Annotated in this window: 20 protein-coding genes; 15 read left to right on the top strand and 5 right to left on the bottom strand. The window is 49.0% G+C overall.

The annotated features are described in order from the left end of the window. The first annotated feature begins 94 nt into the window (after positions 1–94). From EJN92_RS05235 to EJN92_RS05215, 5 genes are all read left to right on the top strand, one after another. Positions 95–1,846 (top strand): ABC transporter transmembrane domain-containing protein, encoded by a 1,752-nt coding sequence (locus EJN92_RS05235; protein WP_126126840.1) that lies wholly within the window; start codon positions 95–97, stop codon positions 1,844–1,846. 13 nt (positions 1,847–1,859) lie between these two features. Further along, a complete protein-coding gene (locus EJN92_RS05230; RefSeq protein WP_126129791.1) occupies positions 1,860–3,638 on the top strand; it encodes an ABC transporter ATP-binding protein in 1,779 nt (592 codons plus the stop codon). 63 nt (positions 3,639–3,701) lie between these two features. Further along, positions 3,702–5,972 carry a penicillin-binding protein 1A gene (locus EJN92_RS05225; protein ID WP_126126839.1) on the top strand — a complete coding sequence of 757 codons (2,271 nt, stop codon included), beginning with the start codon at positions 3,702–3,704 and terminating at the stop codon, positions 5,970–5,972. A 521-nt stretch (positions 5,973–6,493) separates the two neighbouring features. Next, a complete protein-coding gene (gene msrP / locus EJN92_RS05220; protein WP_126126838.1) occupies positions 6,494–7,474 on the top strand; it encodes a protein-methionine-sulfoxide reductase catalytic subunit MsrP in 981 nt (326 codons plus the stop codon). A 1-nt stretch (position 7,475) separates the two neighbouring features. Next, entirely contained in the window at positions 7,476–8,102 is a 627-nt protein-coding gene (locus tag EJN92_RS05215; RefSeq protein ID WP_126126837.1) for a protein-methionine-sulfoxide reductase heme-binding subunit MsrQ, read from the top strand. A gap of 15 nt (positions 8,103–8,117) precedes the next feature. Here EJN92_RS05215 and lptM read toward each other — a convergent pair whose 3' ends face one another. Next, positions 8,118–8,333, bottom strand: a complete 216-nt coding sequence (lptM, locus tag EJN92_RS05210; protein ID WP_126126836.1) for an LPS translocon maturation chaperone LptM — start codon at positions 8,331–8,333, stop codon at positions 8,118–8,120. Between the two features lie 51 nt (positions 8,334–8,384). Here lptM and cyaY point away from each other — a divergent pair, with 51 nt between their 5' ends. Then, complete coding sequence (cyaY, locus tag EJN92_RS05205) at positions 8,385–8,699, top strand: iron donor protein CyaY (RefSeq protein WP_126126835.1); 315 nt, start codon at positions 8,385–8,387, stop codon at positions 8,697–8,699. A gap of 12 nt (positions 8,700–8,711) precedes the next feature. Here cyaY and EJN92_RS05200 read toward each other — a convergent pair whose 3' ends face one another. Next, complete coding sequence (locus EJN92_RS05200) at positions 8,712–10,925, bottom strand: penicillin-binding protein 1A (protein WP_227869814.1); 2,214 nt, start codon at positions 10,923–10,925, stop codon at positions 8,712–8,714. A gap of 424 nt (positions 10,926–11,349) precedes the next feature. Between EJN92_RS05200 and EJN92_RS05195 the strand changes: the two genes are divergently transcribed. The 9 genes from EJN92_RS05195 to EJN92_RS05155 are packed head-to-tail and all read left to right on the top strand — an operon-like array spanning position 11,350 to position 21,537. Beyond that, positions 11,350–12,429, top strand: a complete 1,080-nt coding sequence (locus EJN92_RS05195; protein WP_126126833.1) for a pilus assembly protein PilM — start codon at positions 11,350–11,352, stop codon at positions 12,427–12,429. Next, positions 12,429–13,061, top strand: coding sequence for a PilN domain-containing protein (locus tag EJN92_RS05190; RefSeq protein ID WP_126126832.1), 633 nt, complete (start codon positions 12,429–12,431; stop codon positions 13,059–13,061). The genes EJN92_RS05195 and EJN92_RS05190 overlap by 1 nt, the downstream gene beginning before the upstream one ends. 20 nt (positions 13,062–13,081) lie before the next feature. Further along, positions 13,082–13,741, top strand: a complete 660-nt coding sequence (locus EJN92_RS05185) for a type IV pilus inner membrane component PilO (protein ID WP_126126831.1) — start codon at positions 13,082–13,084, stop codon at positions 13,739–13,741. Between the two features lie 23 nt (positions 13,742–13,764). Continuing rightward, positions 13,765–14,277, top strand: a complete 513-nt coding sequence (locus tag EJN92_RS05180) for a pilus assembly protein PilP (RefSeq protein ID WP_126129790.1) — start codon at positions 13,765–13,767, stop codon at positions 14,275–14,277. After that, on the top strand, positions 14,274–16,421 hold the full coding sequence (pilQ, locus tag EJN92_RS05175) for a type IV pilus secretin PilQ (protein WP_126126830.1): 2,148 nt from the start codon (positions 14,274–14,276) through the stop codon (positions 16,419–16,421). The genes EJN92_RS05180 and pilQ overlap by 4 nt, the downstream gene beginning before the upstream one ends. 16 nt (positions 16,422–16,437) lie before the next feature. Beyond that, a complete protein-coding gene (locus EJN92_RS05170) occupies positions 16,438–17,928 on the top strand; it encodes a hypothetical protein (protein ID WP_126126829.1) in 1,491 nt (496 codons plus the stop codon). Between the two features lie 49 nt (positions 17,929–17,977). Next, positions 17,978–19,615 (top strand): bifunctional shikimate kinase/3-dehydroquinate synthase AroKB, encoded by a 1,638-nt coding sequence (aroKB, locus tag EJN92_RS05165; protein ID WP_126126828.1) that lies wholly within the window; start codon positions 17,978–17,980, stop codon positions 19,613–19,615. A gap of 23 nt (positions 19,616–19,638) precedes the next feature. Further along, entirely contained in the window at positions 19,639–20,784 is a 1,146-nt protein-coding gene (locus EJN92_RS05160) for a deoxyguanosinetriphosphate triphosphohydrolase (protein ID WP_126126827.1), read from the top strand. Positions 20,785–20,826: 42 nt separating this feature from the next. Further along, positions 20,827–21,537 (top strand): DUF4197 domain-containing protein, encoded by a 711-nt coding sequence (locus EJN92_RS05155; protein WP_126126826.1) that lies wholly within the window; start codon positions 20,827–20,829, stop codon positions 21,535–21,537. Between the two features lie 100 nt (positions 21,538–21,637). Here EJN92_RS05155 and EJN92_RS05150 read toward each other — a convergent pair whose 3' ends face one another. The 3 genes from EJN92_RS05150 to EJN92_RS05140 all read right to left on the bottom strand — a co-directional run bounded on the left by EJN92_RS05150 (position 21,638) and on the right by EJN92_RS05140 (position 25,067). Next, complete coding sequence (locus tag EJN92_RS05150) at positions 21,638–22,729, bottom strand: enoyl-CoA hydratase/isomerase family protein (protein ID WP_126126825.1); 1,092 nt, start codon at positions 22,727–22,729, stop codon at positions 21,638–21,640. A 384-nt stretch (positions 22,730–23,113) separates the two neighbouring features. Next, positions 23,114–23,458 carry a ribosome hibernation-promoting factor, HPF/YfiA family gene (hpf, locus tag EJN92_RS05145; protein ID WP_126126824.1) on the bottom strand — a complete coding sequence of 115 codons (345 nt, stop codon included), beginning with the start codon at positions 23,456–23,458 and terminating at the stop codon, positions 23,114–23,116. Positions 23,459–23,579: 121 nt separating this feature from the next. Beyond that, positions 23,580–25,067, bottom strand: coding sequence for an RNA polymerase factor sigma-54 (locus EJN92_RS05140; RefSeq protein ID WP_126126823.1), 1,488 nt, complete (start codon positions 25,065–25,067; stop codon positions 23,580–23,582). Position 25,068: the final 1 nt, after the last annotated feature.

Below are 25,068 nucleotides of genomic sequence, written 5' to 3'. Positions count from 1 at the left end.
AATCCGCTCACTCGCAAGGGTGAGCGGATTGTCTGTTTTTAAAAGTGGGAAACATGAGCGCTGGCATGGCATTCACAATTATTGAAGGTAAGGCATGACCCTGTATCAACTCTTAAATCAATTTATACGTCGCCATCTGCGCCATTATCTGGCGGCAGCGGCCATGCTACTGACAGTGGCGATACTCACGGTGCTGATACCACGCAAGGTGGGTGCGGTGATCGATGGCATGGTCGCGCATAGTCTGGATAGCCAAGGCCTGTTGCTGGAACTAGCCACTCTGGTCTTGATGGGGGCGGCGATTTACTTTTTGCGGGTGGGTTGGCGCATGCAATTGTTTGCCGCATCTTACCAACTCGGGGTCGAGTTGCGCACCCGCTTGTATCAAAGGCTGAGTTTGCAAAGTCCAGGTTTTTTTCAGACTCAACGCACTGGCGATTTAATGGCCTTAGGCACTAACGATGCCGATGCCATAGAACTGGCCGCGGGCGAGGCCGCGCTGGCGGGCTTTGATGGCTCGATGACCTTTGTGCTGGTGATAGGCATGATGTTGTTAGGTGTGGATTGGCGTCTGGCGCTGGTGGCCTTATTGCCGTTTCCTTTTATGGGCTGGGCCTTTAAGAAGATCACGCATCACGTGCATGATGCCTCACGCGATTCGCTCGATCGCTTTAGTCAACTCAATGATCAGGTGCAAGAGACCTTGTCTGGAGTCCGTACCTTGCGTGCTTTGGGTCTGGAGCAGCGCAGTGCGTCCCAATTTGCCGAGTTGGCCGAGCAAGCTTCACAAGCCAGCCTGAAATCGCAAAGCTGGGAGGCGGCCTATGAGCCAGCGGTAGGCGGTGCGCTGACGGCGGCCGGCGCCCTCACTTTAGGCGTCGGTGGTTATCTGGTCTGGAACGGTGAAATGACGATAGGGGTACTGACCAGTTTCAGTATGTATCTGGGTCAGTTGATCTGGCCTATGTTCGCGGCTGGCTGGGTCTTGTCGCTGCTAGAGCGTGGCAAGGCCGCTTGGGCGCGCCTGCAACCAGTGCTCGATGAGGAGCTGACGGTGCAAGATAAGGGCCAGCACGAGACGGCACCGTTCGGCACGCTCAGTTTGCAGCATGTCATTTTTGCTTACCCTGGCCAACAACAGCCTGCGCTCAATGACGTCAGCATTAGTCTGGCAGCTGGGCAGACGCTGGGTATAGTCGGCCCTACCGGTTCCGGTAAATCTAGCGTCGTGAGATTGATCCTGCGGCAGTTCGAAGCGCAGCAAGGGCGACTGGAATGGGGTGCTCATGCGCTGGCCGACTACCGTTTGCATAGTTTGCGCAGTGCGGTCAATTGGGTGGCGCAAGAGCCATTTCTGTTTTCGGCCTCGATTGCCAGCAATATCGCCCTGAGTAATCCTGATGCGACGCGTGCGCAGATCATGCATGCGGCCGAACTGGCGGCAGTGCATGAGGATATTTTGCGTTTCCCAGAGGATTACGACACGGCGGTCGGTGAGCGTGGCGTGACCTTGTCGGGCGGTCAAAGGCAGCGGGTAGCGATCGCGCGCGCATTGCTAACTGATAGCCCTTTGCTGCTGCTCGATGACGCCTTATCGGCGGTCGATACCGATACCGAAACCCGTATCCTGCAACATCTGGCGCAACTGCGTCAGCAGCATAGCCAACGCAGCGCCATCATCGTCAGCCATAGGCTCAGTGCGGTGGCAGATGCCGATCACATCGTGGTGCTGCGCGAAGGGAAAATTTTTGAACAAGGCAGGCATACCGAACTGCTAGCTGCGGATGGTTGGTATGCCAGTCAGTGGCGCTACCAACAATTGGAGGCCAGCCTTGATGCCGCCTAAAGATGATGCAGTGATGAAAAAAGAAAAAATAAACAATGCCGATAGCGGCCATAGCGCTGTCTCAGAAAAAAAACTGGCAGTGCAATTGCTACTGCGCTCGGCGCAGCCAGAAAAACGCCATGTCTGGCTGGGGATTTTGTTTCTGGTGCTGGCTGCAGGTCTGGAGGCGATCGGTCCGCTATTGGGCAAGGCCTTCATCGATAACTATTTATTGCCGCATCAGATGGACATTTTCCAGGTGGTGGCACTACTGTTTAGTTTTGTCATCACTGGATGGATTGCGACCTGGCTGCGCTATCTGCAGTTGGTACGACTGGCAGGGGTGGCGATGCGCTCAGTGCGGCGCTTGCGCGAGCAAGTGTATGCCCATGTGTTGCGCTTGCCCATGGCGTTTTTCGACAAGGCGATTACCGGGCAATTGGTGAGCCGCGTTACTAATGATACTGAGGCGGTAAAAAATCTTTACGTACAGGTTTTATTCGTGATGCTAGACAGCTCTATCGTGGTACTCGGCGCGCTGGTGGCGATGGCTTGGCTGGATTGGCGCCTGATGCTGATTGTTACCATGCTGATCCCTGCGGTCGTGATCATAGTCTGGTTTTATCAGCGCTGGAGCGCGCCTGCCGTAACGCGTGCCCGGCAATTGCGCAGCGAGATTAATGCTCAGGTGGCCGAGAGTATCAATGGCATGAGTGCGCTGCAGGCTTGCAATGCCGAGGCAGGTTTTGGTAAACGCTTTCATAACACTAATCAGCAACACTATGCGGCACGCCTGGACGAGTTGCGCGCCAATGCCTGGCTGTTGCGTCCGGCACTCGATTTGCTCAATACCGTCTTGTTAGTAGTGGTGATTTTTGTGTTCAGTCAACGCAGTTTTTCTGGTGTTGAGGTCGGCATCTTATACGCATTTGTCAGCTATATCGCACGGGTCGTCGACCCCCTGATACAGATCACCTTGCAGTTTGGTCAGATTCAGCAAGCCGTGGTATCGGCGGCGCGGGTGAATACCTTGCTCGATGAGGCCGTGGCTTTGTCGCCTGTCAGCGATGCCAAGATTACGCAAGGCGCACTGTGTTTGCAGCACCTGAGTTTTGGCTATGACGCATCGCAACCAGTGCTGCATGATATTAATCTGGAGATACCGGCCGGCAGTTTTTATGGCATCGTCGGCCATACCGGCAGCGGTAAATCGACCTTGCTCAGTTTGCTACTACGTTTTTATATGGCGCAGTCTGGACGTATCGATGTCGATGGCATGCCGCTGGCTAGTTACAACGATGCGCACTTTCGCGCCAGTGTCGGGTTGGTGCCGCAAGAGCCGTTTTTGCTGGCGGCTAATGCGCGTGAAAATATCTCTATGGGACGCTCTATCAGCGAAGCCGATATCATTAGCGCGGCCAAGGCGGCGCGGGTACATGAGTTTATTTTGCAACTGGAGCATGGTTACGATACCCCGCTAGGCGAGGGCGGAGCCAGACTCTCGACCGGGCAAAAACAGTTGATCGCGATTGCCCGCGCCCTGGCCGGCCAGCCGCGCATCCTGTTTCTCGATGAGGCCACTTCGCATATCGATAGCGAGACTGAGCAAGTGGTGCAACTGGCACTGACTGATTTACGCGGCAAGGTGACCATCGTCGCGATCGCCCACCGACTCTCGACTATCCGTGATGCCGACAACATCATCGTCTTAAATCACGGAAAACTCAGCGAGCAGGGCAGCCACGCGGAACTAATGGTACTGGATCAAGGTATCTATCAAAAACTTTACTTGCTACAGGCGCTGGAAGAATAGAGTTCCACGTAAGCGGTAATCGCATTAAAAAAGTTATCAAATATTTTTAGGTAAATAAATACAATGAAATGGCTACTTAGTCTCGCCGCCCTGATTACCTTCGTTGCTGCTGCCCTGCTCGCTTTTGCGCTGCTGGTGCTGGCGCCTGATTTACCTTCACTCGATGCGGTCACCGATTACAAACCCAAGATACCGCTACGTATTTACACTGCAGACAATGCTCTGATCGGCGAGTTTGGCGAAGAACACAGAGACTTTGTACCGATCAAAGAGATCCCTGATGTGCTAAAAAACGCCTTGTTGTCGATAGAAGACTCGCGTTTTTACGAGCACGGTGGCATTGATTTTATTGGCGTGACCCGGGCTGTCTTGTCGGATGTCACGGGCGGCGTGAAGCAAGGCGCATCGACTATTACCATGCAGGTGGCGCGTAATTTTTTCCTGACCCGGGAAAGAACTTTGGCGCGTAAGCTCAAGGAAATTATGCTCTCTTACCGGATAGAGACGGCACTGAGTAAGGATCAGATCCTTGAACTGTATATGAACCAGATTTATCTAGGCCAGCGTACCCACGGTTTTTCGAGTGCGGCACGGACTTATTTTGGTAAGTCACTCAAAGAACTGAGTATCGCCGAAGCGGCGATGTTGGGAGGCATACCGCAAAATCCGGCCAGACATAATCCGGCAGTCAATCCGCAAAGGGCTAAGCAGCGCCAGATCCTGGTGCTGAAAAGCATGCGCAGGCTGGGGCACATCACGGATGCGCAATTTGAGCAAGCCAGCAATGAGCAATTGCATATCAACAGCAGCCTGCAATTTGAGTCACACGCCGCCTATGTGGCTGAGACCGTCAGACAAAGCATTTACGAGCAATACAAGGAAGACACCTACACCATGGGGATGAAGGTCTACACCACTATCAATAAGGCCGAGCAAGAGGCTGCCTATGAATCCTTGCGTCGCAATGTTATGGCTTACGATCAGCGCCACGGTTATCGTGGCCCCGAGGCATTCATAGAATTACCTGCCGATGAAGATGCGCGTGATGACGCCATCGATGAGGTTTTGCTCAAGCACCCCGCCAGTGATCTTTTATTTGCGGCAGTCGTGACTCAGGTCGACGCCAAACTGGTGCAAGCTGAATTGGCCACGGGTGAGTCTATTCAGATTTCCGGCGATGGTCTGCGCTTTGCCAGCGCCGCCTTGCAAACGAAAGCCAAGCGTGACCTGAAGCTGCGTCCCGGTGCCGTGATACGCGTGATGCAAGACAATAAGGCCAAGGACAAAGCGCGCTGGCAGATCAGTCAATTACCTGAAGTTGATGCCGCCTATGTCTCACTGAACGCCCAGGATGGTTCGTACAGGTCGCTGGTCGGTGGCTTTGATTTCAATCGTAAGAAGTTCAACCATGTCAGCAGCGCCTGGCGCCAACCCGGCTCATCCATGAAGCCCTTCATCTATTCGGCCGCGCTGGAAAAAGGTTTTTTTGGCGGCAGCATGATTAACGATGCGCCCTTATCGGCCGACACCAACGAAAGCCTGCGCTGGGATCCGCGCAATGACGATGGTAAATACGACGGCCCCATCAGCATGCAGACGGCACTGGCGCAATCGAAAAACGTGGTCTCGGTCAAGATCTTAAAAGCTATAGGTGCAACTTACGCTCGTGATTACTTGCCGCGCTTCGGCTTCGAGGCCGCCAAGCACCCTGTCAATCTGACGCTGGCATTAGGTACCGGAGCCGTCACACCGGTGCAATTGGCTGCGGCGTATGCGGTGTTTGCCAATGGTGGTTATCAGGTTAGCCCGTGGCTGATACAAAGGGTCACCGATGGCCGCGGCAAAATAATGTTTGAAGCCAAAGTGCCGGCGGTCGCGCCAGAAGAATCCAGAGTCATCGATGCCCGTAATGCCTACATCATGGACAGCATGCTGCGCGAGGTGACCCGCTCCGGCACTGGTGCCGCCGCCTCGCAAAGACTGGGCAGGCATGATCTGGCCGGCAAGACCGGTACCACTAGCGACGCAATGGACGGATGGTTTGCCGGTTATGCCAGCAATATCGTGGCGGTGGCCTGGATGGGCTACGACGATCCAAAATCTCTGGGCGGACGTGAATTCGGCGCCACTCTGGCACTGCCGATCTGGATAGACAGCATGCGCACGGCGCTGGCTGGCAAGTCGGAAGTGCTCCGCGCCACCCCTGAGAATGTGGTGAGCGTCGATGGCAAATGGAGTTATGCCGAATACCAAACCGAGGGCGGTAACGGCGTGAAAGCCCTGGACATAGAAGATAGCCTGGGCGATCGACTACTTAAACTGTTCAAGCCATAAAAAAAGCCCACATTGGCCAATAGCGTAGCGGGCGAAATCCTCTCCTGTAGGGGAAACTTAGGCGGATATGCCGAGTATAAGAGTGCGATGTGACGTGGATGTGACTTTGACGTGGCTGGCTAGGGAAGGCGAATAGCTGGCTAACTCTGTAATCGCAGCCATACCGCGTCACGCAGCAACTGAAATCTTAAAACAGGCACTGCCACAGCGCATATTCCATGCGCTTCTTCAAGCATGTTGGCCTGAAAGGCACATGGAATATGCGCGCTGGCGTGGATGGTGGTACCGAATTGCGCTGCGTTCCGTTAGCTGTGTTGTTGAAATGACTGGTAAAAAGAACACCGCATCAGATGGGGGATTTCCAACCTATCGCTCTTTAGAAGTTTCAGGCGAATGCTCTTTTTATCCAAGAAAATGTAAGGATCAGCAGACCTGCCCGACTCATGAGAAACTAAGCGCCATATTTGCTGTCCTACACGCTGATATTGCCGAATTCCCATCGCCTTGCCCACGGAGTCATCATGCTGATCCAACGTAATCCTAATGGTATCGATTTACCATTTTCCTCAGAAATCACACCGCGTGCGGTGTTTGAATCGCGTCGTGACTTTATTCGACAAATCGCAGTGGGTTCTATTGCCAGTGCGTCCTTGCTGGAGATAGCTAACCGGGAGGCTTTTGCGCAGTCGCCGACGGCACAGAAATTAGCAGCTGCCGTCAATCCAGCCTATGCCTTGATGGAGAAAAAAACCTCGTATAAAGACGCCACGACCTACAATAATTTTTATGAGTTTGGCACTGACAAGGCTGATCCGGCGATGACTGCCGGCAGTTTAAAGCCGCGCCCATGGAGTATTTCTATCGAGGGCGAAATCAAGAAACCGATGACGCTGGATCTGGATAGTTTGCTGAAATTAGCACCGCTGGAAGAACGTATTTATCGGCTGCGCTGTGTGGAAGGCTGGTCTATGGTGATCCCTTGGGTGGGCTATTCTTTGTCGCAGCTCATCAAGAAGGTCGAACCGAATAGCAATGCGCGTTTCGTTGAGTTCATCACGCTTGAAGACAAAAAACAAATGCCAGGCTTACGTAGTCCGGTGCTTGAGTGGCCGTATGTGGAAGGTCTGCGCCTGGACGAGGCGATGCATCCTCTGGCCTTGCTCACTTTCGGCATGTACGGAGAAGTACTGCCAAATCAAAATGGTGCGCCAGTGCGTATCGTCCTGCCTTGGAAGTATGGCTTTAAATCGGCCAAGTCCATCGTCAAGATACGCTTTACCAAAGAGCAGCCGCGCACCGCATGGAATATCGCTGCACCTAGTGAATATGGGTTCTACTCGAATGTGAACCCAGAAGTAAATCATCCGCGCTGGTCGCAAGCGAGCGAGCGTCGCATTGGTGAAGATGGACTGCTCAGCCGCAAACGCAAGACCTTGATGTTCAATGGTTACAGCGACGTTGCTGCTTTGTACGCAGGCATGGATTTGAAGAAATTTTTCTAATATGAACGTGACGAATCAGCAGTTGGCGCGCATTAAGTGGATCTTGTTTGCCTTGGCATTACTCCCTTTTTTGCGCTTGGTTGCTTACACCTATCTCGACAAACTGGGTGCCAATCCGGTTGAATTTATTACCCGAAATACCGGTGACTGGACCCTGTATTTTTTGTGCATCACATTGGCAATGACACCCTTGCGTAAGCTATTGCAATGGCATTGGATCATCCGTATGCGGCGCATGCTGGGCTTGTATGTGTTCTTTTATGCCTTCCTGCATTTCATGACTTTTCTGTGGTTCGATCATTTTTTTGAATTCGAAGAAATGTGGACCGATGTCTTGAAGCGTCCCTTTATCACAGTAGGATTTTCTGCCTTCGTCTTGCTGATACCACTGGCACTGACCAGTAGCAATGGCATGATTAAACGTCTCGGTGGCAAGCGCTGGCAGCTCTTGCATAGATTGGTGTATGTGATTGCGCCGCTAGCTGTGCTGCACTATTTTTGGATGAAAGCAGGCAAGCACGATTTCGCGCAGCCTTTGCTGTTCGCGGTGATCGTGTTTAGCTTGCTGGGGATCAGGGTTTTTTGGCGCTGGCGCGCCCACCTCACGCACAATGCCAAAGCGTTCTGAAGTGTTTTAAAGCGTTTACTTTTGCGGCGCTGCTAGCGCATCGCTTTTTTCTTCAAGCGCGCTGGCTGAGGCAGCTGCCGCCTTAGGTGCCTCTGCTGGTGCTGTTGGCTTGGGGGCGCTGACGGCAGCTGGCCTGACTGGTAGATATAGCGGGCCTTTTTGCCCGCAGCCACCGAGGGCAGCGATCCCGCTGCAGATGCTCAGGGCCAGAATTAGAGTAGGTTTTTTCAAAATGTTCAACAGCGTATAGAATGGCGGTTTATCGATGCGCTGGAGTGTAACATGACCGAAACAGAATTTTTGAAAATGGCCGATGAGTGTCTGCAACAAGTAGAGCAAATTTTCGAGCGCGCTTTTGATAATGATGAGCTTGATGTGGATTGCAAGCGAAGTGGCAATGTCTTAGAAATTGAGTTCGTTAACAACGGATCAAAAATTATTGTCAATAGCCAGGCTGCGATGCAAGAGATGTGGCTGGCAGCAAGGTCTGGCGGTTTTCATTATAAACATGATGGTCAGGTGTGGCGCAATACGCGCGATGACTCAGAATTTTTCAGCAGCTTGTCGACTATCGCTAGTGAACAAGCTGCGGCCTGATAGTCTGTCGAGCTACTCTTCAATAATCGCCTGCTCGGTTTCGCCTAAGTTACGAATTGCCGAACCGGGCGGATTTTCTGCGTAGAAGTAATCGCCTTCTGCCTGGATAATTCCCTTAGGTATCGCGCGTTCTTCTATCGGAATCTCTTTCAAACCCCTTTGCATATACGATATCCAGATCGGCAAAGCCAAACCGCCGCCGGTTTCCTTATTGCCCAAGTTTTTCGGCTGATCAAAACCTATCCAGGCTATCCCAACCAATTTCGCTTGATAGCCGGCAAACCATGCGTCGATAGAATCATTGGTTGTGCCAGTTTTGCCGGCTAGATCAGGGCGCTTCAAAACCATCGCTTTGGTGGCAGTACCATATTTGACGACGTCTTTAAGCATGCTATCCATCAAGAACGCATTGCGTTCATCAATGACACGATTCGCTTCATCGCCAGCCAGGTCCGGCATGGCCTGAGATAAAACTTTGCCACTGGTGTCGGTAATTTTCGAAATCAGGTAGGGATTAATTTTATAGCCGCCATTCGCGAATACCGCATACGCGCCTGCCATTTGCAATGGAGTCACCGCACCCGCACCCAACGCCAAGGTTAGATATGGTGGATTCTTCTCTGGCAGAAAGCCGAAACGACTAGTGTATTCCTGCCCGTATTTTGCACCGACTTTTTGCAATATGCGAATGGAAATCATGTTTTTTGATTTGGTCAAGCCCTTACGCATGCTCATTGGACCTTCATACTTGCCATCATAATTTTTCGGCTCCCAGGCTTGACCACCGGTTTGGGTTGCGTCAAAACTGATAGGTGCATCATTAATGATGGTTGAGGGGGATAAGCCCTTTTCCAACGAGGAGGAATAGATGAACGGTTTAAAACTGGAGCCTGGTTGACGCCACGCCTGTGTCACGTGATTAAACTTGTTAATGTTATAGTCAAAGCCACCGACCAAAGCTTTAATTGATCCATCAGTGGTACTGGCTGCGACAAACGCGGATTGCACTTCCGGCATCTGTGTAATGCTCCAGTTGGCACCTTCCTGGACTACGCGTATCACCGCGCCGCGTTGTATGCGCTTATTGGCGGGGGCCGTGGCAAGTAGGCCGCTCGCAGCAAAGCTTAGACCTGCGCCGCTAATTTGTATCTCTTCGCCCGATGACAGTACTGCTTTGACTAACTTGGTATCGGCGCTAAGTACCATGGCTGGTACCAGATCATCGCTATCGTGATGATCTGCGAGTTCTGATTCAATTTCGCTTTCGGCTTCCTCTTTATTCGCCGGTATATCTATGATTGCTTCCGGACCACGGTAGCCGTGGCGTCGCTCATAATCCATTACACCGCGGCGTAGCGCCAGATAAGCGGCATCCTGGTCGGCTTTGGTGATGGTGGTGTACACATTTAAGCCTCGAGTATAGGTTTCTTCTTTGTACTGTTCATACACGAGTTGTCTGGCCATTTCAGCGACGTATTCAGCATGAATACCAAATTCAGCGCTATCAGTTTTGATTTGTAATTGCTCGATTTTGGCAGATTCGTATTGTGCTTCTGTGATGTAGCCCAACTGCTTCATCCTTTGCAAGATGTACTGCTGACGCACTGCTGCACGCTTGGGGTTGGCGACCGGATTGTAGGACGAAGGTGCTTTCGGCAATCCTGCCAACATCGCCGCTTCCGCGATACTAATTTCCTTTAAACTTTTGCCGAAGTAGATTTGTGCCGCAGACGAAAAACCATACGAGCGCTGCCCCAAATAAATTTGATTCATGTAAATTTCAAGAATCTGATCTTTGCTCAGATTTTGCTCAATTTTCCATGCGAGCAAGACCTCGTAAATCTTGCGCTTAAACGTCTGCTCACTGGAAAGGAAAAAATTTCTAGCGACTTGCTGAGTGATGGTCGAGGCACCTTGTTTGGGGCCGCCTGCCATATTATGGACGGAGGCGCGCAAAATACCTAGATAGTCAACACCACCGTGTTCGTAGAATCTATCGTCTTCAATCGCCAGTACCGCCTTTTTCATGAGTTCTGGAATCTCGGCAAAGCGAACCACATTGCGCCTTTCCTCACCAAATTCAGCAATCAACATATTATCTGCAGAAAATACCCGCAAAGGCATTTTGGGTTTGTAGCTGGTGATCGCGTCTAACTCAGGCAGATTTGGATAGGCCATGGTCAAGGCAAAGCCGATTAACAGTAAGACGGCGACAACTCCGCCCATGATTATCCCGACTAAGCCGAATAAAATACGTAATGCCAAGCTACGATGCTTGGTTTTTGTTGTTGCATGTTCTATTGTTTGATGAGGGCTAGTGACTGGCATAGATGAATAGTGTTGGTGTGAAGTAGCAATGGCTATTATAGCCTTAGCAGATGCCTTGGTAAAAAATGCAAGTCCTTATGCTTTGCCGTGGATATTTGGCAACGCATATGTGTGATGCTTTGTGGAAAACCCTTTACATAAGTACAGGCTTATTGCTAGGATTTCATGTAGGTTCAGATAATTGTATGTTAATTCGCGATTTTCAAAAGAATTTACACCCTTTGTGCCTTTGGTAAAATTGTCTTGAGTAATAATTTGTTACCAAATAGTTTCTTGCACAATACTATTAAGAATAGAATGATGTTTTTTTGAGGGGATATCCTTGGCTTTAGATCTGGCATCATTTCTGGGAAGAAAAAATCCGCCCTTGGTCGGTTTGGATATCAGCACGTCTGACGTCAAACTTGTTGAGCTCTCGCGTAGTGGCGAGCAAGGATTTCGACTGGAACGGTGTGGCTCAGAGCCATTGCCGAAGGGTGCGGTTGTGGATGGAAACATAGAAAATATAGAACAAGTTTCTGACGCGATACGCAAATTGATTAAAACCAGTGGCTGCAGCGTAAAAAATGCAGCGCTCGCGATGCCCGCTTCGGCAGTCATTACCAAAAAAATTATACTCTCTGGAAATTTGAGCGAGCAGGCCTTGGAAGTGCAGGTTGAGTCGGAGGCGAATCAATATATTCCTTTCGCTATGGATGAGGTTAGTCTGGACTTTTGCGTCATAGGACCCGCTGCCAATGCAGAAGAAGACGTTGAGGTTATGCTGGCGGCGTCACGCAAAGAGAAAATAGAAGACCGCGTCGCGGTGATTGAATCTGCGGGTTTGCAAGCGAAAATCATGGATATCGAGTCTTACGCTGCGCGTTCTGCAATTAATCGATTGATAGAGGCGCAGTCAAATGGCGGGCGCGATCAAATCTATGCGCTATTTCAAATCGGTGCAAAAGTAACCTATATCTCTATCCTGCTAAATGGCGAAGTAATTTACGAGCGCGACCAGCAATTTGGCGGGAATCAACTCACCCAGGACATTATTCGTAATTACGGCCTTTCTTTTGAAGAGGCTGAAGCGAAGAAAAAACAGGGCGATCTACCGGATAGTTATGAGATGGAATTGTTGGAGCCATTTCTAGAAAGTGCCTCGTTAGAAGTGACAAGAGCAATACAATTTTTCTTTACCTCAACCCCCTTTACCCGTGTGGACCAGATATATCTTGCCGGTGGGTGCGCTGTTATACCCGGTTTGGTTGATCTTATTGCTGAGCGTACAAAAATTTCTGCTTCCGTTGTGAGCCCATTTAAGGGTATGGATCTATCGAATAATGTAAGTGAAAAGATGCTGCGCAGTGACGCCCCTTCTTACTTGGTAGCTTGTGGCTTGGCGATGCGGAGATTTGGATAATGATAAAAATCAATCTACTTCCTCATCGAGAAGAGAAACGCAAACAACTAAAGAGTAATTTTTACTCCTTATTATTGTTTGCTGCCGTGATAGGTGCTGTGGTTGTGCTGGTAGTCGGTGCTGTTTTTGCGAGGCAAATTACGGCTCAATCGGATAGAAATAATTACATTAAGGCGGAAAACCTTAAATTAGACGAGAAAATCAAGGAAGTTGCCACCCTGCGTCAGGAAATCGATGGTTTGAAGGCTAGACAGCAGGCTGTGGAAGATTTGCAGGGTGATAGAAATCAACCGGTCTTCATGCTCGATGAGTTCGTGAAACTGACGCCAGAAGGTGTTTACCTGAAAACACTTAAACAAGAGGGGCAACGTGTTCTTGTTACCGGATATGCGCAATCGAATCAGCGCGTTTCAGACTTTATTCGCAATTTAGGAAATAAGTCGATATGGGTTTATAAGCCAGAATTGCTTGAAATTAAGTCGGTAAACTTAGGGCAGGGGCGTGATGCAAAGAGAGTTGTGGAGTTTTCCATGAATGTTGGCATCAAACGCCCGCGTGAACAAGAATCTGCTGCCGCGAGCACTGTGGCCGTAAGCGGTGCAGCACAAACCTCCCCGACTAAGACGCCTTGAATGCGCATGAAAGTTAAAATATGCAAAATCTGAAAGAAATGGGCGATTCAATCAACGCGCAGTTTCGTGATCTGAGTGGCTTGCATCCTGGTTTGTGGCCAATACTACCGCGTGCTTTGCTTGCTGTAGCCTCCTTGTTCTTTGTTGTCGTCCTGGGCTGGTTTTTTTATTGGAGCGGGCAGCTTGAAGAGCAAGAAGCGGGGCAGGTCGAGGAAGAAAAATTAAAAGAAACTTTCAAACAAAAAATCCAGCAGGCAATTAGCCTAGACGCATTGAGGGAACAAAGGAAATTGGTACTTCAATATGTGGCGACTATGGAAAAACAATTGCCTAGCAAAGCTGAAATGGATGCCTTACTTTCGGATATAAATCAATCCGGATTAGGTCGAGGTTTGCAATTTGAATTGTTTAAACCTGGGCAGGTGGTGGCCAAAGATTATTATGCTGAGTTGCCTATCGATCTGAAATTGACAGGCAATTATCACGATATGGGCGAATTTGTTAGCGATATTGCCAAGTTGCCGCGAATTGTGACATTAAATAATTTAAGTTTGAGCACTGATAAAGACGCTAAGCTGGTGCTTGATGTGGTTGCAAAGACTTTTCGATATTTGGATCCTGAAGAAATCTCTGCGCAGGCTGAGTTAAAAAAAGCCGCCAAAAAGGGGGATAAAAAGTGAGCAAATTTTGGTGTGTCAAGATAATGGCAATAGTCGCACTTTTGACTCTGACGGGTTGTGGTGATAATGGCGTGACTGAATTGCAGCAATGGATGGAATCGGTAAAGAAAGAAACGCGGGTTGTTGTGGCAAAAGTGAGTGAGCCGAAAGTGTATGTTCCTGTAATCTACGCGGGGAAGGTCGATTTAGATCCTTTTAATTCCGCCAAACTTTTGGTTGCCTTGGCAAGGATGAAAGCCGAGTCTAATAATGGTCTTCGACCCGATATGGAACGGCGCAAGGAAGTGCTGGAAGCATATTCACTTGATGAGTTAAAAATGGTTGGAGTTATCGAGCGCTCTACTGCGCGGCATGCTTTGATACAGGTTGATAAATCAGTTTTTCAAGCGAAAGTTGGAAATTACATAGGTCCAAATTTCGGATTGATAACCAAAATAACTGATTCAAATTTGGAACTGAAAGAAATCGTCCAGGATGCTGCAGGAGAATGGATAGAACGTAAAGCCACCCTAGAGTTGCAGGAGACAAAAAAATGATTACCTTGATAAATGCTAGTAAAAGGAGCGCTGTGTTTCTTAAATTATGTTTGACAGGCTTGTTAAGCCTAAGCGCGATTGCGAATGCACAATCAAATAGTATCGAGTCTATCACTGCAAATCAGCAGGGCATCAATATTATTATTAAGATCGCATTGAAAAATCCTGTCGGTAAATCACCAATTGGGTTTTCAGTTTCTAATCCAGCTCGGATCGCTTTGGATTTCGCGGATACCTCGAATGCGACCGGTAAAAGCTCGATCGATATGGGGATGGGCGATTTGCGCAACGTGAACGTTGTCGAAGCGACTGGGCGTTCCCGCTTGGTCTTTAACTTGAATAAGCCTTTGAATTATGCCACTACCGTAGAGGGTAATGTTGTGGTCATGACGATAGATGGCTCTGGTGGGATTGCCACTGCGGTCAATTCTATAGGATTACCTGTCGCGCCAGCGGCAGTCGTACAAGTTAAGCAAAATTTGAAAGATATCGATTTCCGTCGTGGTGTGCAGGGGGAAGGTCGGGTCGTGATCGATTTGCCTAGCAATCAAGTTGCTGTTGATGTGCGTCAGCAAGGGCAAAAGATCGTGGTTGATTTTATGAAAGTTGGCCTGCCTTCCGTGCTTAGTCGACGCCTGGATGTGGCTGACTTCGGGTCGCCAGTACAAACAGTAACTACTACGCAGCAGGGTGAAAATGTCCGCATGTTGATAGAGCCGAAGGGGCTTTGGGAGCATAGCGCTTATCAGAGTGATACCCAGTTGGTGATAGAAGTTAAGCCAATTAAAGAAGATCCAAATAAACTCACGCAAGGTACCCAAGGTTATCGCGGCGAGCGCTTGTCGTTTAATTTTCAAAATATTGAAGTGCGTGCCCTATTGCAGATTATTGCTGAATTTAGTGGTTTGAACATTATTGCAAGCGATACGGTCACTGGTAATTCCACTCTGCGTCTTAAAGATGTTCCTTGGGATCAAGCGCTCGATGTACTCATGCAAACCAAGGGTTTGGACATGCGCAAAAATGGCTCCGTCATGTGGATAGCGCCAAAAGACGAGTTATTGACGAAAGAGAAATTAGAGTTGGAACAAAAAGCGCAAATAGCGGAACTTGAGCCTATGCGTACCGAATCGTTTCAGTTGAATTATCAAAAGGCTGAGGCGTTTAAGCTGGTGTTTGGCGTGGATGGCGCTTCCACCAATCGTATATTGTCCAAACGTGGCAGTACAGTTATTGAGCCTCGCACCAATCAATTGTTTGTGACTGACATACCATCTAAATTAGAAGAGATTCGAAAGTTGATACAGAAAACGGATATAGCATCTAAGCAAGTGCTGATTGAAGCGCGTATCGTCGAGGCGGATGATCAATTTAATCGCAATTTGGGTGCGAAACTTGGTTTCCTCGATTTGCGAAATTCTCGCGGTGGCGATGCTGGTTATCAAATTTCAGGGAATCAACGTGGCGCGGTAACGGGTAATTATCTTGGCGTTGGGGAGCAAACCGGCCAGGCTAAAGTTACTGATGGTAGTTACGCGCCGAATACCCAATTTGTTAACTTGCCAGCGGCAGGTCTGAATGGTCTAAATCCCGGTAGTTTGGCGGTAAGTTTGTTTTCAGCTGCAGCAAATCGCTTTCTTAACCTGGAGTTGTCGGCATTGGAAGCCGATGGAACCGGTAAAATTATATCTAGCCCAAGGATAGTGACGGCGGATCAATTGCCCGCACATATTGAGCAGGGTACTGAGATCCCTTATCAAGTATCAACCAGCAGCGGAGCGACATCTATTTCTTTCCGTAAGGCGACTTTGAGTCTGGATGTCACGCCACAAATCACGCCAGACGGCAATATCATTCTGAATGTCGATGTACATAAAGATAGTCGTGGTGAAGATACGCGTGGCGGCCCAGTGATTAACACCAAACAAGTCAAAACCATGGTCTTGGTGGAAAATGGTGGCACCGTTGTGTTAGGTGGTATCTACACTCAGGAAGAGCGTGATGACATCGCCAAAGTTCCATTTTTCGGCGATCTACCCTTGGTCGGTTATTTGTTTAAAACAACGGCTAAGAAAAACAATAAAACAGAATTATTAGTGTTTATTACTCCAAAAGTACTGACGGATAAACTCACGGCTAAATAGAGCTTTGAGGTATATTATGAATATTAATGATCAATTTGGTAAGAGGTTTGCTGTGGGTAAATTATTTCGTATAGCGTTGGCTGCTGTTGTCTTGTCTGTTCTTAGCGCCTGTGGCGGTGGCGGTGGTTCGGCAGGAAGTAGTGGCAGTACTGGCGATTCTGGTGGTACCGGTACTACGAACAATGGATCAATACAGCTCAGTTTAGTGGATCAGGCAGGTACTCCTAGCAATCTTCTTTCTGGATCTGCTGGTTTACTTGCTAAAGCTGTCGTTACCAATAGCTCAGGTGGATCGGTAGGCCCTGGCGTTTTGGTAACTTTTAGCTTGGACGGAACAATCGCGGCATTATCTGCAACTTCTGGTACCGCATTAACTGGTAGTGATGGCGTTGCAACGATGGGCTTGAAAGCTGCGACCGGTACAGGTGCAGGTACTTTAACAGCATCGGCTGTGGCTGTTGGTACTACGGCAATAACTAAGAGTGTAACGTTTGAGGTGAAGGCGCCAGCTAACGCTACTCCCACTTCAATAAAATTTATCTCTGCCGTTCCAGCTGATACTTCTATTGTCATCAAGGGGGCGGGTGGTAACGGAAGATCAGAAGTTGCTATATTGACATTTTCCGTGGTTGATAAAACAGATTTAGGAATTTCTAATGTTAAAGTGAATTTTTCAATACCTGCAAACACTCCGGTAGTTTTAGGTGCAAACTCTGGGTTCACAGATCCTGCTGGTAAAATAACGGTAGCCGTAAATTCTGGCGACACGCCAGTTTCGGTCGCCGTTACCGCCACAGTTGATGGCACTGCTATATTTACAAAATCTGATACGGTTGCGGTGACAACGGGTTTGCCTAGTGCATCACGCTTTTCCATAGGTCCAGAAAAAACTGGTGTCGAGGGCAGGAATCATATTGGTGTGCTGGATAAAGTTTCCGCCTATCTGGCGGATGCGGATGGCGGTGTAGTCGCAGATGGTATTCCTATCGTATTTACGACGGATGGTGGTGCAATTATTGGCGACGAGGGTACAAAAGCTACCGCGCGATGTCTCACTAAAAATGGTTCGTGCTCGGTTACCTGGGTTAGTCAGGCTCCATTTCGTTCATTGGTCACTATCATTGCAACAACTACAAACGGCACAGAATCTTTACAACAATCAACACAAATTGTTAATAGCGCTTCTTATGGAACAATTACGGGTCTACTTTCACCGTGGACTTTTTCCTCTTGTGTGGCGAAAACGTTTGATGTAACAGTTGCTGATGATTTTGGTTATCCTATGCCTCCAGATACAGCTATAACTGTGACTGGAACGAATGTCACGGGAGTTGCATTGCCGGCAAAAGTGTCAGCACCAGCAACAGTGAGTCAAACGGGGACTTCGCATTCGATTACACTTACTCCAGTGACCGGATGTGCAACTGGTACCGGTAGGGCAATTATTGAATTGAAAACACCATTAGGTAACACAACTACTTTTGCCGTTAATGTTATTTATCCATAAAAAAACAGTTTTACTATTTTATGCTGAACGACGATTTATAAGGTTTTAGATGCAAGGCAGCATTTTTCTAGTAGGTCTCATGGGCTCGGGCAAAACTACGGTTGGCCGGGCTCTGGCGAAAAAACTCAACAAACGCTTTATTGATACTGATCATGAAATTGAGGCCCGTACCGGGGTCTCGATTCCTGTGATTTTTGAAGTCGAGGGTGAGGCGAGTTTTCGCCAACGTGAAGCAGAAGTGGTTAAAGATCTGACTGCGCAAGACGGCGTGGTTTTGGCAACAGGCGGCGGTGCTATCCTCGATGAGGCTAGTCGCCGCTTTTTGCATGAGCGCGGTACCGTTATCTACTTACGTGCTGGCATCAACAGTATTTTGCAGCGCACCCGTCACGATAAAAATCGACCGCTGTTACGCACCGCTGATCCGCGCAAAAAGCTAGAAGAACTTGAAGCGCAACGCGAACCTCTGTATCAGCAAATTGCCCATTTGGTGATAGAGACCGGTAGACCCAATGTACAATTTCTTGTGCAATCCATTTTGACGCAACTGGCATTCATACCGGGTGCGCTCTCTTCAGAAAACGTTTTACTCATGCAGCAACAAGCTTCTTTCCAAACCCTTAGAGTCGAACTCGGCGAACGCAGTTATCCGATCGCGATCGGTGCTTCATTACTGGCCTCTAGCGATGTATTGCGTCAGCATATCAAGGGTCAGCGGGTGGCGGTTGTGACTAATACCGTGGTCGCACCTTTATATTTGGCTGCGCTGGAAGAACGCTTGCGTGACTTGGGTAAGCAAGTCATCAGCATTATCTTGCCGGATGGCGAGGAGCATAAAACCTGGGCTAGCCTGATGTTGATTTTTGATGCCTTGCTGGAGGCTAAATGCGATAGAAAAATCACCTTACTCGCCTTAGGCGGTGGGGTGATCGGTGATATGACGGGTTTTGCGGCAGCCTCGTATATGCGCGGTGTGCCCTTCGTGCAAATCCCGACGACCTTACTGTCACAGGTGGATTCTTCGGTCGGTGGTAAGACCGGCATCAATCACCCGCTCGGCAAAAATATGATAGGCGCGTTTTATCAGCCGCAGGCAGTGATTGCCGACACCGCCACGCTCAATACCTTACCCGATCGTGAATTATCAGCCGGCTTAGCTGAAGTAATCAAACACGGTGCAATTATCGATGCCGCGTTTTTTGAGTGGATAGAGTCGCATATTCTTCAGTTACGCAGTAAAGACCCGGAGTCTCTGGCGTATGCGATTTCGCGCTCTTGCGAGATCAAAGCCGATGTGGTGCGCCAGGATGAGCGCGAAGGCGGTTTGCGTGCCATACTCAATTTTGGGCACACCTTTGCGCACGCGATTGAATCTGGTTTGGGCTATGGTAAATGGCTGCACGGTGAAGCGGTCGGTTGTGGCATGGTGATGGCGGCTGATTTATCTTGCCGTATGGGGTATATCGATTACGTCAGTAAGATCAGAGTGCAAAAATTGGTTGAAGCTGCTGGTTTGCCTAGCATCGCACCTGATTTGGGTGAGAGTCGCTGGCTGGAACTGATGGAAGTCGATAAGAAAAATGAGAATGGGCAAATCAAGTTTATTTTACTCAAGCCCTTAGGTGCGCCGATTATTACAGGCGTGCCAAAAGAGACCTTACTCGCTTGCTTGCGAGCCAGTATTTAGAAACTGTTTTTAGATTGCCACCTATGTTCTCCGATGCCCGACTTGCTCCCTACGCGGCCCAATCGGGCACTTCACGCGGTCGGCTTCACGCTGAACCCAAGCCTGGCTCGCGCTCTGAATTTCAACGTGACCGCGATAGAATCATACACAGCAGTGCTTTTCGGCGTCTGGAGTATAAAACCCAGGTGTTCGTGAATCATGAAGGTGACCTGTTTCGCACGCGCTTGACGCATAGCTTGGAAGTAGCGCAGATAGGCCGTTCTATCGCTCGCAATCTTAGTTTGAACGAAGATTTGGTCGAGGCAATTTCTTTAGCCCATGACCTTGGTCACACGCCGTTTGGACATGCCGGGCAAGATGCCTTAAACGCCTGTATGCAAGAGTACGACGGTTTTGAACACAACCTGCAGAGCTTACGCGTAGTCGATGCCTTGGAAGAACGTTATGGCGCTTTTGACGGCTTAAATCTTAGTTTCGAAACGCGCGAAGGCATACTTAAACATTGCTCCTTACCGCACGCTAAAACTCTTGGTGAGGTAGGGCAGCGATTTATCGATAAGACTCAGCCTACCTTAGAGGCCCAGTTAACCAATTTGGCTGACGAAATTGCCTACAATAATCATGATATAGACGATGGTTTGCGTTCAGGTTTGTTGCAAGAGACACAATTGATGGAGTTGGATTTTTATGCTAGCCATAGGCATGCGGTCGATTTGGCCTATCCCGGTATCAATGGCCGGCGTGCAATATCCGAAACGATACGCAGGATGATAGATAGACTGATCGTTGATTTGATTCAGACTTCAGAGCAGCGTATTGCGGATTATGCCCCGACTTCGGTAGATCAGGTTAGGGCGCAGCCCAAGATGATTGCATTTTCCGATAGTATGTTTCAAGAGGCGCTACTCTTAAAACAGTTTTTGCGCGAGAATCTGTATAGGCATTATCTGGTGAACCGCATGACCAGCAAAAGCCGCACTATAGTCCGCGAATTGTTTAACCTGCTGATGGCAGAACCTATACTACTGCCGCCCGACTATCAGATTAAATCTGGCATGACGAACGGCAATGCCCTGCAGGCCCGTAAAATTGCGGACTATATCGCCGGCATGACTGACCGTTATGCGATCAGAGAACATAGACGCCTGTTTTCTATTGAAGAAATTTAACTACTCGTACATTCCTTTGATTTTTTTAGATTCGGATCTCACATGCAACTTGCTTCTTTCTTTTTCGTAAAAAGCTCAAAATTTTTGCTGACAACTGCCGCGCTCGGTATCACCGTGTCAGCCTGGGCTTTCTCGCTGGATGAGTTAAGTAATCAAGATGCCAGTGCTGGATTAAAGGCTGCCTTGAATAAAGGTTCGGAACTGGCGGTAAGCAAGTTGGGTGTCGAAAACGGCTTTTATAATAACGACAAAGTCAGAATTCCTTTGCCCTCAGTGCTAGAGCAGGCACTACCAATTTTAAGAATGACTGGGCAAGGCAAGCAACTCGATGAATTGCTGGTATCCATGAATCGCGCCGCTGAGGCTGCAGTACCCATGGCGAAACCCTTGTTGCTCGATGCCGTCAAATCTATGTCGGTCACGGATGCCAAAAATATACTCACTGGCGGTGACACTTCGGTTACCGATTTTTTTAAGCAAAAGACAGCCGCGCCTTTAGCGGTGAAGTTTTTACCCATGGTCAAAGGGGTTACCGATAAGGCTGGGCTCTCTCCCCAGTACAATGCGGTGATGGGGCAAGCGCATAAATTTGGCGTGGTTCCGGCGCAGCAAGCCAGTGTCGAAACCTATGTGACGCAACGCGCTTTAGATGGTTTGTATCTGATGATCGCTGAAGAAGAAAAAGCGATACGCCAGGACCCTATCGGTGCTGGCAGTAAAATTATTGGTAAGGTATTTGGCTTGTTAAAGTGAGTTGTGTCACGAATTTGGCGGCAGAGTTTACATTACTCTTGCTGCTAGTCTGAAACGCTAAGTGCCTGGCAAACCCAGCACTTAGCGATCAAAAATTTGGCTACAGCAGATCGCGTAAAGGGTGGGCGTAATCCGGCCAGACTGGTTCGAAAAAGCTGAGTATTAAGGCTTCGTCGATTAGCTCTAAGCTGGCTGGTGACCAGCGCGGCGCATAGTCTTTGTCCACCACCAAGGCCCTCACGCCCTCTAAGACCTCACCGTGTTTGAAGCAATGGCGCACCATAGTACGTTCCATGCGCAAACATTCTGCCACGCTCATCTTTGCACCGCGCCGCAATTGCTCGAGTGTGACGGCCATCAACAAAGGCGAACGTTTCTGCATCAGGATGCTGGTCTGCCTGGCAAATTCGGTCTGATCCTGCGCTAGTGAAGCCAAGACTTTCCCTGTATCTTTCCCAGCAAAATGTAAGTCTATCGCGGCGCGATTTTTGGCCAGTGTACTTTCTTCAGGAATAGCTTGTTCGGCATACGGAGCGGCAAACGCACGGATCAGATCACGAATATCCGTTGCGCTGCTAGTGCGCAACAAGTCCATCAAGGCGGGTAAGGCCGCTGTAGGAATATACACGTCTGCCAAATCAGCATACAGTGCATCCGCAGCATTGATGATTTCACCCGTCATTCCTAGGTAGGTACCAATTTCTCCCGGGCTACGCGCCAGAAAATAGCTGCCGCCCACATCTGGGAATAGCCCAATATTTACTTCAGGCATGGCCATCTTAGTGCGTTCTGTGACTATTCTGAGACGACAAGCTGGGCCCGCTTGGGCGATGCCCATGCCGCCACCCATGACTACGCCGTTTAGCAGGGCCACATAGGGCTTAGGGTAAAAATGGATTAAATGATTTAAGGCGTATTCTTCGCTAAAAAAATCTTCCAGCAAGGCACTGTCGCCCTTAGGTGTGGCGGTGCCTACATCGTAAAAAAAGCGTATGTCGCCGCCGGCGCAAAATGCCTTTTCGCTGCTGCTGTGGATAAAGACCGCAGTAACTTCCTCACTATCTTTCCATTGTAAAAGTAGGGCGGTGATGCTGCGCACCATCTCTAAGGAGAGCGAGTTGAGGGCTTTTGGCCTATCTAAGGTGATGAAACCGATACGATTTTGTATAACGCTCTGTACGTGATTATTCATAGAATTTGGCTTGCCACGAAGGTGATGGAAATAAGAAAGTCCAAGAGTGCCTGCCTGGTCGCGCAATCTGCATGCGGCTTACCGGCTAGATAGGCTGGAAACCCGCATAAACAGTGTGCGACAGGCATGCCTACTTTTGAAACACAAAAAACTCGACTTGCCGTATGCTTTCGCAGTGATTTTTAACTTAATTGAGACTGTCATTTTATCCATTTTTTAGCTGGATAGACAATGAATCTGGGGGCGATTGGAAAAGGGCGATGCTGCGCAGCTTGCCAAGGAAGCGTACAAACCAGTCTTGTCGTGGAGGTGGATTCTAGACGGAAACAAAAAAGGACGCTGATGAGCGTCCTAGTTTTGGATTCCCTTTGCGGGTTGCTAGTCTTACACTGAGGCTGGATCAGGAATATGTTTGATCGCTTGATGCGGATGTTCCTGAATTTTGTCTTTGTGTTTAATGACCTGTCTATCTAGTTTGTCTACCAGAGTGTCGATGGCTGCATACAGATCATGCGCCAGACTTTCTACGTGGATATCTTTACCGCTGATGTGCAGATTAATATCTGCCTTATGACGTTTGTCCTTTTCTCGGAGCTTGTCGACCGTCAGGGTGACGGCGATATCAATGACTTGATCGAAGTGTCGCCTGATACGTTCTAGCTTATTTTGTACATGTTCACGAATTGCAGGAGTTACTTCAAGGTGATGACCACTGATGGTGAGATTCATAAAACGCTCCTATGGTGATGTTACTTGATGACACTATCGCTATTACTATGGGCCCAATCTGAAAAACCTGTTTGAGCTAAATCATATATAGCAATTTAAGGCAAAATTTCAAGAACAATATTTACAAAGATTTTCGCAAGCTGACTGGTGGAATTTTAAGGGCTTCGCGGTACTTGGCGACTGTGCGGCGCGCAATGACCATCCCTTGTTCACCCAGCATGTCTGCAATCTTGCTATCAGAGAGTGGGCTTTTCTGGTTTTCTGCTCCTATCAATTGTTTGATGAGTGCTCGTATCGCCGTTGATGATGCTTCTCCCCCGGTTTCAGTGGCGACGTGGCTACCGAAAAAATACTTCAGCTCAAACATACCATGTGGGGTCAGCATGTATTTCTGAGTGGTCACACGAGAAATTGTACTCTCATGTAAACCCAGTGTATCAGCAATTTCGCGCAAAACAAGAGGGCGCATCGCGACCGCTCCATGTGTGAAAAAGTTACGTTGTCTTTCAACTATCGCTTGCGAAACACGCAAGATAGTCTCGAAACGTTGTCGCATATTTTTGATCAGCCAACGTGCTTCCTGTAACTGCGGGGTAAGGCTGCCATCGCCACGATTTTGCTTCATGATATTGGCATACATGCTATTCACGCGCAGCTTAGGCATGATGTCTTGGTTCAATACCACTTGCCAGCCGTCAGCCGATTTGCTGACGATCACATCTGGCACCACATAATCAGAACTGCTGGCGGCAAACTCGGCGCCAGGTTTGGGTTTGCACAAACGTATCACCACCTGCGCTTCACGCAAATCTTCATCGTCGCAATTAAAAATTTTCTTTAAGCGAGCAAAATCGCGTTGCGCAAATAAGCCTATTTGCGTTTCTACTATGGCAAGTGCGAGGCGGCGGGTGACGAAAGGGATTTTGGGCAGACGTTTGATCTGCAGCGCCAGGCACTCAGCGCAGTTGCGAGCGCCCACTCCTGGCGGGTCAAAACTTTGCACCATAAACAAGGCAAAATTGAGTTCTTCAGGTTCGACCAAGAGTTCTAGCGGAATGCTGGAATGAATATCTTCCAGACTCTCGATCAGATAGCCGCTGTCATCGAGAGCATCGATCACCAATTCCACCAAGGCCAGATCGCGTGGTTCACGCAGATTCAGGCGCATCTGCTCTAGCAAATGTTCTTTTAGGGAAATATGCGCCGCTTCTAATTGCGGTCTTCCCTCATCTTCTTCTGAGGATTTACTGCCTTGCGGAGCGTCATCAAAACTCCAGTCGGTTTCGCTAGGACTGGTACTGTCGCTAGGATTACTGACTTCAGAGACTTCGCCCGAATCGCTACTTGCATTATTCTGATCATCAACGGGGCTGACCCCGAACTCCGTTTCTGAGCGTGATTCTGTACTGCCAATAGCGCCGTCCGCCAACAAGCGTACCGCGCTATCGAGAGGATTATCAACCCGCTCCAGCATGGGATTTTCTATCAGCAAGTTTTCTAGCTCTTGATGCAGTTCTAGCGTAGACAATTGCAGTAGCCGTATCGATTGCTGCAATTGTGGCGTGAGCGCCAGATGTTGCGAGGTGCGTAGCTGTAGGCTTTGCTTCATG

Origin of the sequence: Undibacterium parvum, assembly GCF_003955735.1 — a bacterium.
In the GTDB taxonomy this organism is placed as follows: domain Bacteria; phylum Pseudomonadota; class Gammaproteobacteria; order Burkholderiales; family Burkholderiaceae_D; genus Undibacterium; species Undibacterium parvum.
This window is presented reverse-complemented; position numbering and strand designations above follow the sequence as displayed.

What these genes read in the sequence shown, in the direction of transcription:
- EJN92_RS05235 (WP_126126840.1), top strand. Translation starts at nt 95, where the DNA reads ATGACCCTGTATCAACTCTTAAATCAATTTATACGTCGCCATCTGCGC.
- EJN92_RS05230 (WP_126129791.1), top strand. Translation starts at nt 1,860, where the DNA reads ATGAAAAAAGAAAAAATAAACAATGCCGATAGCGGCCATAGCGCTGTC.
- EJN92_RS05225 (WP_126126839.1), top strand. Translation starts at nt 3,702, where the DNA reads ATGAAATGGCTACTTAGTCTCGCCGCCCTGATTACCTTCGTTGCTGCT.
- msrP (WP_126126838.1), top strand. Translation starts at nt 6,494, where the DNA reads ATGCTGATCCAACGTAATCCTAATGGTATCGATTTACCATTTTCCTCA.
- EJN92_RS05215 (WP_126126837.1), top strand. Translation starts at nt 7,476, where the DNA reads ATGAACGTGACGAATCAGCAGTTGGCGCGCATTAAGTGGATCTTGTTT.
- cyaY (WP_126126835.1), top strand. Translation starts at nt 8,385, where the DNA reads ATGACCGAAACAGAATTTTTGAAAATGGCCGATGAGTGTCTGCAACAA.
- EJN92_RS05200 (WP_227869814.1), bottom strand. Translation starts at nt 10,925, where the DNA reads ATGGGCGGAGTTGTCGCCGTCTTACTGTTAATCGGCTTTGCCTTGACC.
- EJN92_RS05190 (WP_126126832.1), top strand. Translation starts at nt 12,429, where the DNA reads ATGATAAAAATCAATCTACTTCCTCATCGAGAAGAGAAACGCAAACAA.
- EJN92_RS05185 (WP_126126831.1), top strand. Translation starts at nt 13,082, where the DNA reads ATGCAAAATCTGAAAGAAATGGGCGATTCAATCAACGCGCAGTTTCGT.
- EJN92_RS05180 (WP_126129790.1), top strand. Translation starts at nt 13,765, where the DNA reads ATGGCAATAGTCGCACTTTTGACTCTGACGGGTTGTGGTGATAATGGC.
- pilQ (WP_126126830.1), top strand. Translation starts at nt 14,274, where the DNA reads ATGATTACCTTGATAAATGCTAGTAAAAGGAGCGCTGTGTTTCTTAAA.
- EJN92_RS05170 (WP_126126829.1), top strand. Translation starts at nt 16,438, where the DNA reads ATGAATATTAATGATCAATTTGGTAAGAGGTTTGCTGTGGGTAAATTA.
- aroKB (WP_126126828.1), top strand. Translation starts at nt 17,978, where the DNA reads ATGCAAGGCAGCATTTTTCTAGTAGGTCTCATGGGCTCGGGCAAAACT.
- EJN92_RS05160 (WP_126126827.1), top strand. Translation starts at nt 19,639, where the DNA reads ATGTTCTCCGATGCCCGACTTGCTCCCTACGCGGCCCAATCGGGCACT.
- EJN92_RS05155 (WP_126126826.1), top strand. Translation starts at nt 20,827, where the DNA reads ATGCAACTTGCTTCTTTCTTTTTCGTAAAAAGCTCAAAATTTTTGCTG.
- EJN92_RS05150 (WP_126126825.1), bottom strand. Translation starts at nt 22,729, where the DNA reads ATGAATAATCACGTACAGAGCGTTATACAAAATCGTATCGGTTTCATC.
- hpf (WP_126126824.1), bottom strand. Translation starts at nt 23,458, where the DNA reads ATGAATCTCACCATCAGTGGTCATCACCTTGAAGTAACTCCTGCAATT.
- EJN92_RS05140 (WP_126126823.1), bottom strand. Translation starts at nt 25,067, where the DNA reads ATGAAGCAAAGCCTACAGCTACGCACCTCGCAACATCTGGCGCTCACG.